We start from the raw sequence: 13,948 nt of genomic DNA on the forward strand, positions 1-13,948 counted from the left end.
AAGGAAACAGCGTGGCAAGGCTGTTTTTGCAGGCATCAAGCATCTGAACGTGCCCACGCGTCCAGATCTGATTGGCGGCATGCCGCGGTCCGGTGAATGAGCAGTTCGACCTCGCGACCCTTGGCGTAATGGCTGCCTGCCACAGACACGACCGGCTCGGCACAGGCCGGGGGCGTCGTTTCGGATGACAGGATCAGTGTATCGCCGGGGCGGGCCTCTCGCGTCAGCCGCGTCTGCGTGCCCGCAAGAAAGACCAGTGACGGTTCGCGGTAGTCCGGTGAGACGACGGATGACTGGGCCGGGATTTGCGCCACAAGACGTGGCGTCAAGTCGAGCAGCGGGCTGTTTGCAAGCACCAGACCGAAACCCGTTGCAAGGAATAAACCGCCGGCGATCAGCCCGCGCCAGACGTCCTGCCTCGCAAACCAGAGCGCGGACAACATGACGAGTGCGGACAGGATGACGGCGCAGAGCACGACTGCGGTAACCGACAGACTGTCCCAATGTGTTGCCGCGACGAGGGCGGCCAGCAGGACGCCGACGACGCCCATCAGGACCAGACCTGACAGGCGCAGCCAACCCGCATCGACCAATCTGACCCAGCCCGCACCAGCCAGCAAAGCCAGCGCCGGATAGAGTGGCAGCGTATAATGCGGCAATTTTGTCGGGACGAGTTCCAGCCCGATCCACATCGGGATGATCCAGGCGAGCAGCAATCTGACGCCGCGATCAGTCCGGTTTCGCCATGCAAACAGGATCGCGACCGGCACGGCCAGAATGCCGGGCCAGAACATAACCAGGCTTGTCAGCAGATAATAACCGGGCGCGCCGCCATGGCTTTCCTGCGCGCCGGCGATTTTGCCGCCAAAGTCGCGGCCCAGCGCTTCGGCGAAAAAGGCGCCGTCGGTCCTGATCCCAATCGCCACGAACCAGGGCAGTGCAATCAGCAAGGCCACGATGATCGGCATGGGTTTCATGGTTGCGCGGACTCGGTCCCATGAGCGGTCCCAGAGGGCCGATCCGATCAGTCCCAATGCGGCAATCGCCAGGATCAGCGGACCTTTCAGCAGCAGTCCTGCCGCAATGCCCATCCAGACTGGCCAAGCCTTACGCGCCGCCAGACCGTAGAGCACGACCGCGCAGGCCCCAGCCAGCATGGCGTCGGTCTTGGCGATATGGGCTTCGAAAACCAGCGATACGGACAGGGCCAAAAGCCCTGCGCCCCATAACGCTTCGCGGCGGCCGAACAGGGCAAGCCCACCCAAATAGGTCGCCCAGACCGCGATCAGCGCGCCCAGAACGCTCGGCAGACGGTGCGCCCAGATGGCGCGTTCGCCGCGTTGTACATCATCGATCTGTCCGGTCAGGGTCAGGCTGGCAAGCTGCGCCCAATAGGCCCCGGCGGGCTTCTTGTGACGCGCATCCTCCTGAAACCGGATGTCGATCAGGTCGCCCGTCTCGACCATCTGTACCGTGGCCTGCGTGTAGCGGGCTTCGTCGCGGTCGATCGGGGGCAGGGACGCCAGGCCCGGCAGATAGGCTAGCAGGGCAATCAGACCCAGCAGCAGCATGTCGCGCCGTCTGGAATGGCTGGAAGGCGAAGCAGTCACAGTTTCGCCTTGGCGCGCAGTGACGCGGAGAGCAAGTCTGTCACGCTGTAACAAAGCTTGCACACTGCTCACTTGTCGCTGTGCCGTCATCCTGTCAAAGGCAGCGTCATGCGTTCAGAGCCTGACATCGCGGTCGTTCTGCCGGCCTATAATGAATCCGGTAATCTGGGCCCGCTGATCACGGAGATCGATGCGGCCTTGTCGGATGTTCCGCATGAAATCGTCGTGACCGACGACGGATCGACGGATGATACGCGCGACAGGCTGATCGCACTGAAATCGGATTTCCCGCAGCTGCGCGTTCTGGCGCACCGCAAGAATGCCGGGCAGAGCCGGGCGCTGCGCACCGCCATCATCGCTGCCCGCGCGCCGATCATCGCAACGCTGGACTCCGACGGCCAGAATGTGCCTGCCGATATCCCGGCGCTTTACCGGCAGCTGATGCGCGACGACGCACCGGACACATTGGCCATGGTTGGCGGACGGCGCGCCAAACGCAAGGACACGGCGGCGAAGCGGCTCGGATCGCGCATCGGCAACGGCGTGCGCAAACGCCTTCTGCATGACGAAGCGGATGATACGGGCTGTGGCCTGAAAGTATTTCGGCGTCAGGCGTTTCTGGAACTGCCCTATTTCGATCACATCCACCGCTACCTGCCGGCCCTGATGCTACGCGAGGGCTATCGCTGCGAATATGTCGATGTCGGTCACCGCGAACGCGGCGAGGGCGAGAGCAAGTATACGAATTTCGGACGCCTCAAGGTCAGCATTGCCGATCTGCGCGGTGTGCGCTGGCTGATCAGCCGGTCGCGCCAATCTGGCGGCTATGACGAGCTTTAAGTCGCTACGGCCTGACTTAACCCGACCTTAACCCTGACAGGCGCACGATAACCTCCGGTTAACCACGCTTGCGAGGGCCGCCATGCGCGCTCTGTCTATCTTCCCCCTGATGACCGTGCCGGTTATCATCTATAATCTGATGGCTCTGTCCGGACAGGCGTTGAGCTCGATCGACGCCATGCGTGAACGTCTCGATACGGATTTCATGTCCGTTGCCATGGCAAGCGGCGTCAACTGGTCGATCACGCCGGGACATGCGCTGACCGTGCTGGCTCTGGTCTGCCTGTTCTTCGAACTGATCAAGTCGACGGGAACGGGACGCGCCGCGGTGATGAACCACGCCTTTTCCCTGATCCTGTTCATTCTCTGCCTGGTTCAGTTCCTGCTGATGCCTGCCTTTGCGACGAGCGTATTTTTCATCATCGGTGTCATGACCCTGCTAGACGTACTGGCCGGCTTCATGGTGACGATTGCGTCTGCCCGCCGCGACTTCGGGGTCGATGCGGCCTATGCCGACTAGACGACGCTCATGGATGTCCACCACATTCCACCCGCGGCCATTGCCAGAAAGACCCGCTCCCCCTTGAGCGAACCGGCTCTGCTGTCCGATGCGCTGATGCTGGCCGGGGCGTTCGCATTCGAGATGGGAGAAGATGGTCATCTCGATCCGGCGAACCGGGACGCGCTCGCCCATAATCTTGTCGAGATGCCGGATATGTTCTCGACGGCGGCCAGCGACTGGGAAGCCCGACTGGGCCCCGATGATGTGAGAGCCCGGCGCGCCGCCCTGTCGCGCCTGACCTTTGTCGGTGCACGCTACAAACTCGATTATGTGGTCCGCGACGGAATGGGCGAACACCGTCATTTTCGTGAAATTGCCGAAGCCATGGCCTGCGCGGACGGGCGCGCGACACTGATACGCGGCGTGCTGCTGGACCGGACGGGCGAAGCCAGTCGCAACGCTGCCATCGCCTGGCGCGCGCGGCACGATCCTTTGACGCGATTGCCAAACCGGTCCTGTCTGGACGCTGCGGCAGTGCAGCTATCCGCGCTGAGCATCCGGACCGGCGTTCCAGCCTATCTGCTGCGCGTGCGGATCGGTAACTGGCGACGATATGTCGATACTTATGGTGAGGAGATAGGCGATCAGCTGCTGGGCGAAGTCGGGCACCGTCTGCGGGCTGCATCTCTGGCTCCCGATATGGCCTTCCGACTGGGTGGCGCGGACTTTGCAATAGGGTCCCTGACGGGGGATCTGGAAGATTTGGCGACATCACTCGAAATTTTGCTGGGCGGTCAGCCCGTTCATACGGCGATGGGGGCCTTGCCGCTTGACATCGACATCGCGAGCGTACGGCTCGGCGCGCTCAGAGATGCACTCGATGCCACACGGGCCGTACTCGAGGACGATCTTGATTATGGTTCGCGCACCCCGCAGTCGCAGCCCATCGATATTGATCAGCTACTCCGCGATGACCGTATTACCCTAGCGTTTCAGCCCATCGTTCATGCCAAGACAGGGGCGCTCCACCATTATGAATGCCTGCTGCGGCTGCGGCTGCCCGATGGCCGCATCGAAAGCGCCTATAAGGTCATTCTGGCTGCCGAGCAGTCCGGACAGGTGACACAGTTGGACCGTCGCGCGCTCGATCTGGCCTTGCCATTTCTGAAGGATGACGGCGATGTGCGTCTGGCGCTGAACGTGTCCGCTGGAACAATTGCGGACGAAGCGGCATCGGCGGCCTATATCGCCTCCCTGACGGCGCTGGGCTCGGACGCAGCGCGGATCACGATCGAGATGACCGAAACGCTGGCGCTTGACGATCCGGCGCTGGCATCCAGTTTTGCCGCGGCGGTGCGGGCGCTCGGCTGTGCCTTTGCCGTGGATGATTTTGGGTCCGGCCACACGTCTTTCCGCAACCTGCTGGCCGTCGAAGCCGACAGCATCAAGATCGATGGTAGCCTCGTCGCGGGCGTGGCGACCGACGAGAACAAGCAGGCCTTCATCCGCATGATGGTCGATCTGGCCGCAACATTTTCGGTTCAGACCGTGGCGGAAATGGTCGAAGATCATGCCGATGCCATCGTGCTGGCGCGGATCGGCGTCGATTATCTGCAAGGCTATTATTACGGTCGCCCTGTTCCCGCCCCGTCCTGGCCCCGGCTGAGCCCCGACGCCAAGAAAACTGTCGAAACCTGATTTGCGGAGACTCATGACGCGGCGACCCGGCCCGTGCTAGGCGGGTCATATGCGCGAAAGTGCCGACAGACTGGAAAGTTTCTATGCCGCGCCGCTGGGCCGGATGGCGCGCAGCATGGCGATGCGTCGGCTTGTGACCTTGTGGCCGGATCTGGCAGGCTGCAACGCGCTCGGATTTGGCTATACAGCCCCCTATCTCGAAGCTTATCGCCGCAGTGCCAACCGTATCGTTCTGGCCAATCCGGCAGAGCAGGGGGCGATTGCCCACCGCTCCTCACGGGGTGTGATGAGTTGTGTTTCCGATGAAAGCCTGCTGCCTTTTTCAGACGCGGCGTTCGACCGCGTCCTGTGCGTACATGCGCTGGAAGAAGCTGATGACCTGCCCGGGCTCCTGCGGGAGCTGTGGCGCGTCACCCAGCCGGAAGGCCGAATCGTCGTGATCGCGTCTGGACGGTCGGGCCTGTGGGCGCGCGCCGATACGCTGCCTTTCGGATCGGGCCGATCCTTTTCGCGGACGCAGCTGCGCGCACGCTTGCTCAAGGCCGGCTTTCATCCGACGGTCGGGGCGGGGGCGCTTTACGGCCCGCCGATCACTCGTTTGTCAGGCCCGAAGCTTGCCTATGGGTTCGAGCGCTTCGGTGAAACGGTCTGGCCGGGTTTTTGCGGACTGGTGATGGTCGAAGCGATCAAACGGCTCTATGTCGAACCGGACCGGATCGAGACCGCCAAGGTCCGCGCTCCGCTCTTCGGGTCGTCGGCCCAGCCTTCAGTGGAGCGTCGCAAATGAGTGCCAATCCCGATTTGGATCGTGTCCGGCAGGAAATCGACCGGGTCGACAAGGCCATGCTCGATTTGATCGCGGAACGGCTGGCTCTGTCTGCCGATGTACGTCGGGCCAAGGCCGGTGCCAAACTGTGGCGACCCTCGCGCGAAGACGGTCATGTCGCGCATCTGGCCGAACGGGCGACGCATACGGGCACGCCGCCTGCGCTGGTGTCGCGGATCTGGGCCGAATTGATGAGCGCGTCGATTTCCGTACAGGGTTCGAGCCGGATTCACGTCGCGCTGGAAGGGGACGCCCGCGCCAATCTATCGCTGATCCGGGACCGGTTCGGCGGCAGTCTGCCGGTCCTGTCCTACCCGACCAGCTCGAACGCACTGGCCGCCTGTTACGGTGAGGATGAGGGCATTGCGGTGCTGCCCGCGCCGGGCGGCATGAATAACTGGTGGACGGCGCTGGCGGCAGGGGGCGCGATGCCGGAATTGAAAATCGTGGCGCCGCTGCCACGGATCGAAGCTGGCGACTGGCCGCGCGCCGTCGCGATTGCGGCCATCGATCTCGACATCGGTTCCTTTGATGGTGACGGACGGATCTTGTGTGCAAGCCGGGACGTCATGCCGGGGCTGGTTCGTGCCGAATCGGGCGATCTGTCGCTCTACGAAATTGCCGCAACGGAAGATGTGGATGCGCGCGACGTGATCGGCTACCTGCCACCGCCCGTCTCTGTCTGATGGCTGCTTTGCCAAGGCTTACAATCCATGTCTGATACGCCATTCGACTCCCTTCTGATCGTGGGATCAGGCCTGATCGGCAGTTCCATCGCCCGGGCCGCCAGAGCGCGGGCTGGCGTTTCGACAATCTGGATGTCCGACCGGTCCGCCACAGTCATCGAAACGGTCGAGCAGCTGGGTCTGGCTGAAGGTACGGCGGAAGGTCCGGCCCATCACTTCGCCTCGCAAGCCGATCTGGTCATGCTCTGTGTGCCGCCCGCGCGCATCGCCGAAGTTGCCGCAGATCTCCTGCCACTCATGAAGCCGGGCGCAGTCCTGTCCGATGTCGGGTCGATCAAGGGCGCTGTGATCGATGCCGTCCGGCCCGCCTTGCGCGATGATGTCTCCTTCATTCCGGGTCATCCCATTGCTGGGACAGAATTTTCCGGACCGGAAGCGGGCTTTACGGAATTATTCGATAATCGCTGGTGCGTACTGACGCCGATCGATCCTGACGATCCGGCGCTGCGGCGGCTGAGCGCGTTCTGGGAAGCTCTGGGCTCCTCCGTGGCGGTGATGGACCCGACCCGTCATGATACAGTTCTGGCGACCACAAGTCATGTCCCACACCTGATCGCCTATACGCTGGTCGGGACTGCGGTCGATATGGAAACGGTGACGGGCGACGAAGTGGTCAAGTTCTCGGCTGGCGGCTTTCGAGACTTTACCCGTATTGCCGCGTCCGATCCTGTCATGTGGCGGGATGTCTTTCTGTCTAACCGCGAAGCCACGCTGGATGTGGTGGACCGGTTCATCGAAGATCTGACGGCCCTGAAACGGGCGATCCGCTGGTCTGATGGTGATACGCTGCTCGATCATTTCGCCAAGACGCGCGATATCCGGCGCCGCATCGTCGAAAGCGGTCAGGATGAGCCGAATTTCGGTCGCGACGATTAACCCGCGAGTGCTCGCCTTATTCGGCGTTCTGATTGGGCGTGACAGGGTCCGAACTTATCTCCGCGTCCGGTAGCGGGTCTTTGAGAACCGGCGCGCGGCCTGCCTCATTGACGGGACGACCTCGCGCCAGGCTGAGAAGATATTTGGCATATTCACCCGCCAGCCTGCGAAAGCGTGGCAGATCGGTCCACCAGTCCGCCGTATCGGTCGGCTGAACGGCGACGGGCGTGACATGCAGACCGCCCATGGCGTGGCTGAGTTCCACCAGCGCGCGCGGCATGTGATAGGCGGACGTCACCAGAATGATATGGTCATACCCCAGAGCTTGCGCCCAGGCGACCGTCTCGCGCGCATTCCCGCGCGTATCGAGCGCGGCATAATCGATATCGACGCAGCACTCGGCCGTGTCTGCCGTGACGCCGGACAGGCGCGCGACCGAGTCTAACGTCAGGCTGCGATTGACCCCGGAGACGAGCAGACGTTCGCCGCGCCCGTATTCGATCAACGCTCCGGCTCGTTCCAGTCGTCCCCCTCCCGGACCGGTCCAGACTACAACTCCATCGGCAGCCGGAAGATCGACCGGGACGGTAATGCCGTCGACATAGTGGGCAAACGCGAGAAAGCCGCCGGTCAGGCCGCCAAACAGCAAGGCCGTCAGAAAGACAAACAGACGCCGCGGTCCACCGCCCGAACGTCGCAATTCGGCTTCCGTTTCAGGATGTCTACGGCGTTGTCCTGTCACGCGCGCCGCCTTTCATAGGCGAGTTGGCGCAAGGCCGCCCATCCGGCTGCCCCCGCACAGATCGCCCCGAACAGAAAGGCCAGCGCCGCCAGTATGGCCCCGTCATAGACCCCGTCCGTGACAGCCTGCCAACCGACCGAACCCTGACCGGGACCCATGGACACGACAGCCCAGATCAGAAACGCCAGAACCATGCCGATGCCCGCGCCGACGAGCCCGCGCCGCGCCGCCTGGCCAACGAACAGCCGGGCGACGAAACTGTCGGATGCACCCGCCTGGACCAGCACATGGATGATGTCGCGCTGAGCGGCGAGATTGGAGCGGGTCGCGAAAACATTCACGGCCATGGCTGCAAAGCCGATCAGAAGAACCAGCGCCGCGCCCAGCAGAACCAACCGTCCCACGGTTCTGTGCAATTGCCCGGAGAAGCGGGAATGATCGTCGATAATGGCCATGATGCCGCCTGCATCGAATTGCGACTGCAGGCTTTCTACGGGCAAGCGGCTCTCGGATTCGATTTCGATCACGCCGGGTATGGGCAGATCGTCGGGCAGATCGCCATCACCCAGCCAGGGCTCGATGAGAGCGGCGGCTTCGCTGCGCGACAGGGTCGACAGACGGGCTCGCGGCAAGGTCTCGCGCAGGATCGCTCGCGTCGCATCGATCTCGGCGTCACGCCGGCTTTCGGCACTGATCATGATCTGTACGGTGGAACTCTGCGACAACTGCGCCGTCCAGCGATCGGATAGCCGGTCGGCCCCGCGTGAGAACAGCAAGGCCAGCGCGGCGAGAAACGCCATCACGACCAGCACAAAAAGAAGCGAGCGCCCGCGTTCCGGTCGCGGCGGTAGCAGCGGCTGCGAAGCCGGGCTGACAGGTACGCTATGAAGGGCGGGTTCGGTGTTCATGCCGCGCGTCCGGGCCGCGTCGGCGGCGACACTTGCGCGGCGTTAAGCCGACCGGCGTCGAGGCGCAAAGTGCGCGCGCTGACGTGATCGATCAGACCGACATCATGGGTCGCGATCAGAACCGTCGCACCCATTCGGTTCATTTCCGAAAACAGACGCAGCAGTCGGGCACCGATTTCGGGATCGACATTGCCGGTCGGTTCGTCGGCAATCAGCAAATCGGGTTTGGCGATAACGGCCCGGGCAATGGCGCATCGCTGCTTTTCTCCGCCGGACAGGGTCGGAGGCAGCGCGCCCATGCGGTGGCCGAGTCCAACCCAGTTGAGCAATTCGATGACATCGGAGGCATAACTGTTCCGGCTTTCGCCCGCGACCCGAAGCGGCAAGGCGACATTCTCAAACACGGAGAGATGGTCGATCAGGCGAAAATCCTGCAACACGACGCCGATCCGACGTCGTAAAGCCTGCACTTTCGAGGACTTTAGCGCGTCCACATCCTCACCGAACAAACGGATCAGACCGCGCGAGGGTTTGAGTTCGAGATAGCAGAGCTTGAGCAGGCTGGATTTCCCGGCTCCTGATGGGCCTGTCAGGAAGGTGAAGCTGCCGCGTGGCAGTGAGAGATCGATATCGCTCAGCACTTCTGGCCCCCGACCATAGCGCAGCCCGACCCGTTCCAGCACGAGGCTCGGTTCCGGATGCGGCGGAGCCAGCGTCATGCGGTCGTCTTTTGAAGAGGTGTTCGATAAGGAGGCATGGGGATTGCTGTCTGGGATTGGGGGCTTTTCTGCCTACTGTTGGAACGGTTGCTGGACAATCCCTGCAGTGTGGTCGAATAACAGCTAAGCTAGCGTAAATCTGGGGTGAGTCTCAATGGCCAGCATGGCAAAAGGGACGAAAGAAGAAATAGCGGGGGACGGGGTGATGGGCCGATGAGCGAAATCGTTCTGACATGTCCGGCCTGTGCCACGCGCTACAAGGCCGATGTTGAAAGTATTGGACCCAATGGCCGGACGGTGCGCTGTGCGCGCTGCGAAGAGGTCTGGTTCCAGCCTTCACCCGACATGGTGGCCGATGCGGTGACGGACACGCCAATAGACCCGCAGGCTCTGGCCCATGCGGACAATGAACAAGACGATACAATGGGTGGTGAGGCTGGTCAGTCCATGAGCCCTCGTCATGAGCGATCCCAGTCCGCCAACTCTCTGCCTGCGGGGTCGGACGCTGACTCGCGCGGCGCCATTGGCGGCTTTGGATCCGTCCCTGTGGCCGTGACGTCGGACGGCTCGGGTCAGGTTGCAGCATCTGCGGGCACTGTGAACCCTGCCGCCAGCGCTGGTCCCTCTTCCATCACGGATGAGTCGCAAGCCAGCGTCGCGCCACTGCCGGATGCGCTCGGTGCCGATGTGATGATGCGCGACCGCGCCGATCAGGCCAAGCTTGCCAAGCGCAGACGGACCATTCTCATCATCTGGCTCGTACCGTTGATCATTGTGTTGCTTGCCGCCATTATCGCCTGGACGCAGCGACAGGCGATCGTGAACCGCATTCCGCAAATGGCGACGCTGTATCAGGCCTTGGGTGAGGAAGTGCGTGTCGGCGGTCTGAAGCTGGATCCGCCATCCGCGACTATTCTGGAAGAGGACGGGGTGGCCGTCATTCGCATTGATAGCGTCCTATACAATCTGACCAGCAAGACTCTGCCTGTGCCGCTGATCGAGCTGACCCTGCATGACGATCTCGGTCAGTCTCTGGCACAATGGTATGTCGAACCGTCCCAGACGCAAATTGCACCGAAGGGTCAGATTCCGATTTCGACGAACTACACCGATCCGCCTAGCGGGGCCGTCGGCGTCCGGTATCGGCTGATGAATGAGGGGCGGGCGGCCTGAACCCTGTTGCTAGGCGTCCAGGCTGCGGCCGACGTTCTAATCCCGGATCGCCAATCCGTCGCCTTGGCGGCCGACGGGGATGCGGCGCAGGACGGTGCCGGTATCGAACTCCACTTCGGCGACCGTGTCGGTTCCGGTTTCCGCGACATAGAGCCGGGAGCCATCGGCAGAGAACAGGATCGTCACTTGCTGCGCAGCCGCATTGCCACTGACCGGTATGGTGCGGGTCAGCGTCCGGCTGGCAACATCGATGACGGAGAGCGAGCCATCCGTCAGGTTGGACGTAACGGCATCGCGACCATCGGGCGAGATGACGAGACGCAGCGGAAAGCCGCCAACATCCAGCCGGGCTAATTCGTCCAGATTGGCGGCGTCATAGACGATCACGCTGTCGGCGCTGCGATTACTGACCCAGAGCTCGCCACCATCCGGGGTCAGGTCGATGCCTTCCGTGCCCGCGCCTGCTGGTACGGTGCGGATCAGGCGGTCCGCATCCAGATCGATCAGGCTGATCGTCCCCGCGCCGAGATTGGCGGTATATGCGCGCGATCCATCCGGTGAAACGGCGACCATATGGGTGCCGTCTTCATCGGTGCGAATGCCGACAACCTCGCCGCTGCGCGATATGTCGACAAGGCTTTGGCCGCCTTCGGTCGTGGCGATGATGCGACCATCGGCCAACCATTTGATGCCATGCGGACGGCTATTGTCGCCCAGATCGATCGTGTCGATGATGGTGAGCGTTTCAAGGTCGAAAATATCGATAAGCCTGTCGCCATAATTGACGACGGCGGCGCGGCTCAGATCGGGCGAAAGGGCAATCTCATGGGGTGCATCGGCGCTCGTGTCGCGCCGTGCCAGCTCGGTTCCGTCGTCCAGATTGATGAAACTGACCGTGTCTTCGCCTTTATTGCCGACGATCAGCATCGGGCCGTCATAGATCGGCGGTGTATCGGCGCTGGTCGCAGCGGAGCTGCAAGCCGTGAGCAGAGCGATGGCGGCGATCCAGATCGTTTTCATGTCTTGCCTTTCCGGGCTTTGGCAGTCTTCGGTTTCGCTGTCGTTTTTGCCTTTGCCTTTGTTTTGGTTGGGGTCTTGCGTCCTGGAATGCCGTCACGGGCCAGTTCGTCCGCGCGTTCATTGCCGAAATCGCCTGAATGGCCCTTGACCCAGCGCCAGTCGATTTCCCGTGCATTGGCCAGCCCGTCCAGTTCCTGCCAGAGATCGGCATTCTTGACGGGCTTTTTCGCGGCGGTCTTCCAGCCCCGTTTTTTCCAGCCGGGCAACCACTCCTGCAGCCCTTTGAGCACATAGGTCGAATCAGAAAACAGGACCGTTTTGCCGGAATAGCTGGGCTTGATTGCGCGCAGCGCCTCGATCACGGCCTGCATTTCCATCCGGTTATTGGTCGTCAGTCCTTCGCCGCCGTTCAGTTCCTTCTGGCGCTTGCCGTGAAACATGACCACACCCCAGCCTCCGGGACCGGGGTTTCCCGAACAGGCCCCATCCGTGTAGATGACCAAGGCGCTTTCCAGGCTTTCGCAGTCGCTCATGCGGCCGGCTTTTTCGGCGGAAGAAGTTGTCGCGGCAAGCGGAAGACAACTTCTTCCTTCGTTACCTGGATCTCCTTGACCTCGACATCATAGCGCGATCGCAGCGCCGCCAAGACGCCATCGACCAGATATTCCGGCGCTGACGCGCCGGCAGACAGGCCGATTGTGTCGGCCTGCGCAACTCTGTCCCAGTCGATCGCATCTGAAGCACTGATCAGGTAGGCGGCGTCAGCGCCAGCTTTTTCGCCGACTTCAACCAGTCGTTTGGAATTGGAGGACGTCTGAGATCCGATCACCAGCATCAGATCGCACTGCGCGGCGATCGTCTTGACAGCAGCCTGGCGGTTCGTCGTCGCGTAGCAAATGTCTTCCTTGTAAGGCAAGGCGAGCGTCGGGAAACGTTCGCGCAGAATGTCGATCAGATGGGACGTATCGTCGACGGACAGGGTTGTCTGGGTAACGAGTGCCAGATTGTCAGGGTCCTGCGGCGGATAATCCCGCGCATCCGCCTCGGTTTCGATCAGTGTGATTTCGCCTGCCTGAAGCTGGCCCATTGTGCCGATTACTTCCGGATGGCCCTTATGGCCGATCAGCAGAATATGCTTGCCATTGGCGTGGTGACGCTCGGCCTCGACATGGACCTTGGAGACAAGCGGGCAGGTCGCATCGAGGAAGTTCATCGCTCTGGCGGCGGCGGCGGCGGGTACGGATTTCGGAACGCCATGAGCGGAGAAGATGACGGGTCGATCGTCCGGGCATTCGTCAAGTTCGTCGACGAAAACGGCGCCCAGCGATTCCAGGCGGCTGACCACATGGCGGTTGTGCACGATTTCGTGCCGAACATAGACCGGCTTTCCATATTTCTTCAGGCTTTCCTCGACAATCTGGATCGCCCGGTCGACGCCAGCGCAAAACCCGCGCGGACTGGCCAGCAGAACGGTCTTGGAGGGACGGCTCTGGGCGGACGCTGTTGCTTGCGAGGACGCGAAATCAGGGGTGGTCGTCATGGGCACCTGTCTTAAAGCTCTGTCACCTTGGCAAGATCACGGTTCGCGGATGTTGCGCGGCTAACCATCGGCGGTTAAGCAGCGCCCTAACAGACGCGCCGCGATCCTGCCAAGGCTTCACCTGATGTCGAGGCAATCCGGGCGCTCCTATGACGACAATTGGCTTTCCATGAAAAAACTTCTGATATTTGCAGTCATCGGCGCGCTGGCTGTCTCAGGTTGCCGCTCGACAGCGGAAGTCTTCGAGATTGGTGAAGCGGGCGAGCGAAATGTCGGCCCCTGTCCACGCGCATTCGCCCTGTATGACGCAGCGCGCATCGTCGAATTTCGCGGCGAGGGGCAGCGCTACGACAATGTCGGCTTTACGGGTGAAATCAGCAAGGTGACGTCGCTCTGCCGTTATGTCGGCGACAATCCGATTACAGGTGACGTGACGATAACGTTCGATCTGGGTCGCGGCCCGGCCACGGATGGCCAGCGCGATGCGGTCTATCAGTATTGGGTCGCCGTCACGCGCAAGAATATTGCCGTGATCGACAAGCAGACCTTTCCCTTACGCGTGACCTTCCCGGAGGGATCGGACCGGATCCGTGTAACTAAAACGGTCGAGGATTTCAGCATTTCGCGCGTCTCGGACACGACATCCGGTGAGAATTTCGAGATCATCGTCGGTTTCGAGGTGACGCCGGAACAGCGTGCCTTCAATAATGAAGGTCGACGTTTCCGCGTCAATGCCGGCCAAGGCTAG

At 61.9% G+C, this 13,948-nt stretch carries 15 protein-coding genes; 8 read left to right on the top strand and 7 right to left on the bottom strand.

Annotated elements, in window-relative coordinates:
• Nucleotides 1-35: 35 nt before the first annotated feature.
• The gene (locus tag AB6B39_RS06090; protein WP_284369668.1) at nucleotides 36-1,610 is read right to left on the bottom strand and encodes an ArnT family glycosyltransferase; all 1,575 of its coding nucleotides are present in this window, start codon (nucleotides 1,608-1,610) and stop codon (nucleotides 36-38) included.
• Between the two features lie 108 nt (nucleotides 1,611-1,718).
• Here AB6B39_RS06090 and AB6B39_RS06095 point away from each other — a divergent pair, with 108 nt between their 5' ends.
• The 6 genes from AB6B39_RS06095 to AB6B39_RS06120 all read left to right on the top strand — a co-directional run bounded on the left by AB6B39_RS06095 (nucleotide 1,719) and on the right by AB6B39_RS06120 (nucleotide 7,098).
• Nucleotides 1,719-2,450, top strand: coding sequence for a glycosyltransferase family 2 protein (locus AB6B39_RS06095; RefSeq protein WP_284369667.1), 732 nt, complete (start codon nucleotides 1,719-1,721; stop codon nucleotides 2,448-2,450).
• Nucleotides 2,451-2,532: 82 nt separating this feature from the next.
• Nucleotides 2,533-2,970 (top strand): hypothetical protein, encoded by a 438-nt coding sequence (locus AB6B39_RS06100; protein ID WP_284369666.1) that lies wholly within the window; start codon nucleotides 2,533-2,535, stop codon nucleotides 2,968-2,970.
• A 9-nt stretch (nucleotides 2,971-2,979) separates the two neighbouring features.
• Nucleotides 2,980-4,650, top strand: a complete 1,671-nt coding sequence (locus AB6B39_RS06105) for an EAL domain-containing protein (RefSeq protein WP_371398718.1) — start codon at nucleotides 2,980-2,982, stop codon at nucleotides 4,648-4,650.
• Nucleotides 4,651-4,699: 49 nt separating this feature from the next.
• On the top strand, nucleotides 4,700-5,437 hold the full coding sequence (locus AB6B39_RS06110) for a class I SAM-dependent methyltransferase (protein WP_284369663.1): 738 nt from the start codon (nucleotides 4,700-4,702) through the stop codon (nucleotides 5,435-5,437).
• Nucleotides 5,434-6,162 carry a chorismate mutase gene (locus AB6B39_RS06115; protein WP_284369661.1) on the top strand — a complete coding sequence of 243 codons (729 nt, stop codon included), beginning with the start codon at nucleotides 5,434-5,436 and terminating at the stop codon, nucleotides 6,160-6,162. Before AB6B39_RS06110 ends, AB6B39_RS06115 begins: the two co-directional genes overlap by 4 nt.
• Before the next feature lie 27 nt (nucleotides 6,163-6,189).
• A complete protein-coding gene (locus AB6B39_RS06120) occupies nucleotides 6,190-7,098 on the top strand; it encodes a prephenate/arogenate dehydrogenase family protein (protein ID WP_284369659.1) in 909 nt (302 codons plus the stop codon).
• A gap of 16 nt (nucleotides 7,099-7,114) precedes the next feature.
• Here AB6B39_RS06120 and AB6B39_RS06125 read toward each other — a convergent pair whose 3' ends face one another.
• From AB6B39_RS06125 to ftsE, 3 genes are read right to left on the bottom strand one after another with little or no spacing between them, the layout of a single operon-like run.
• On the bottom strand, nucleotides 7,115-7,840 hold the full coding sequence (locus AB6B39_RS06125) for a YdcF family protein (RefSeq protein WP_284369657.1): 726 nt from the start codon (nucleotides 7,838-7,840) through the stop codon (nucleotides 7,115-7,117).
• The gene (locus AB6B39_RS06130) at nucleotides 7,837-8,748 is read right to left on the bottom strand and encodes a cell division protein FtsX (protein WP_284369655.1); all 912 of its coding nucleotides are present in this window, start codon (nucleotides 8,746-8,748) and stop codon (nucleotides 7,837-7,839) included. Before AB6B39_RS06130 ends, AB6B39_RS06125 begins: the two co-directional genes overlap by 4 nt.
• Nucleotides 8,745-9,467: a cell division ATP-binding protein FtsE gene (ftsE, locus tag AB6B39_RS06135; RefSeq protein ID WP_284369653.1), complete on the bottom strand. Its 723-nt coding sequence runs from the start codon at nucleotides 9,465-9,467 to the stop codon at nucleotides 8,745-8,747. The genes AB6B39_RS06130 and ftsE overlap by 4 nt, the downstream gene beginning before the upstream one ends.
• Before the next feature lie 213 nt (nucleotides 9,468-9,680).
• On the opposite strand from ftsE, the gene AB6B39_RS06140 reads away from it, so the two are divergent.
• Nucleotides 9,681-10,640, top strand: coding sequence for a DUF3426 domain-containing protein (locus AB6B39_RS06140; protein WP_284369651.1), 960 nt, complete (start codon nucleotides 9,681-9,683; stop codon nucleotides 10,638-10,640).
• A 36-nt stretch (nucleotides 10,641-10,676) separates the two neighbouring features.
• Here AB6B39_RS06140 and AB6B39_RS06145 read toward each other — a convergent pair whose 3' ends face one another.
• From AB6B39_RS06145 to ispH, 3 genes are read right to left on the bottom strand one after another with little or no spacing between them, the layout of a single operon-like run.
• Nucleotides 10,677-11,660, bottom strand: coding sequence for a YncE family protein (locus AB6B39_RS06145; protein WP_284369649.1), 984 nt, complete (start codon nucleotides 11,658-11,660; stop codon nucleotides 10,677-10,679).
• Nucleotides 11,657-12,193 carry a ribonuclease HI gene (gene rnhA, locus AB6B39_RS06150; RefSeq protein WP_284369647.1) on the bottom strand — a complete coding sequence of 179 codons (537 nt, stop codon included), beginning with the start codon at nucleotides 12,191-12,193 and terminating at the stop codon, nucleotides 11,657-11,659. The genes AB6B39_RS06145 and rnhA overlap by 4 nt, the downstream gene beginning before the upstream one ends.
• The gene (gene ispH, locus AB6B39_RS06155) at nucleotides 12,190-13,200 is read right to left on the bottom strand and encodes a 4-hydroxy-3-methylbut-2-enyl diphosphate reductase (RefSeq protein ID WP_284369645.1); all 1,011 of its coding nucleotides are present in this window, start codon (nucleotides 13,198-13,200) and stop codon (nucleotides 12,190-12,192) included. Before ispH ends, rnhA begins: the two co-directional genes overlap by 4 nt.
• A 169-nt stretch (nucleotides 13,201-13,369) precedes the next feature.
• Here ispH and AB6B39_RS06160 point away from each other — a divergent pair, with 169 nt between their 5' ends.
• Nucleotides 13,370-13,948, top strand: a complete 579-nt coding sequence (locus AB6B39_RS06160) for a hypothetical protein (RefSeq protein WP_284369643.1) — start codon at nucleotides 13,370-13,372, stop codon at nucleotides 13,946-13,948.

Origin of the sequence: Algimonas porphyrae, assembly GCF_041429795.1 — a bacterium.
Lineage (GTDB): Bacteria > Pseudomonadota > Alphaproteobacteria > Caulobacterales > Maricaulaceae > Litorimonas > Litorimonas porphyrae.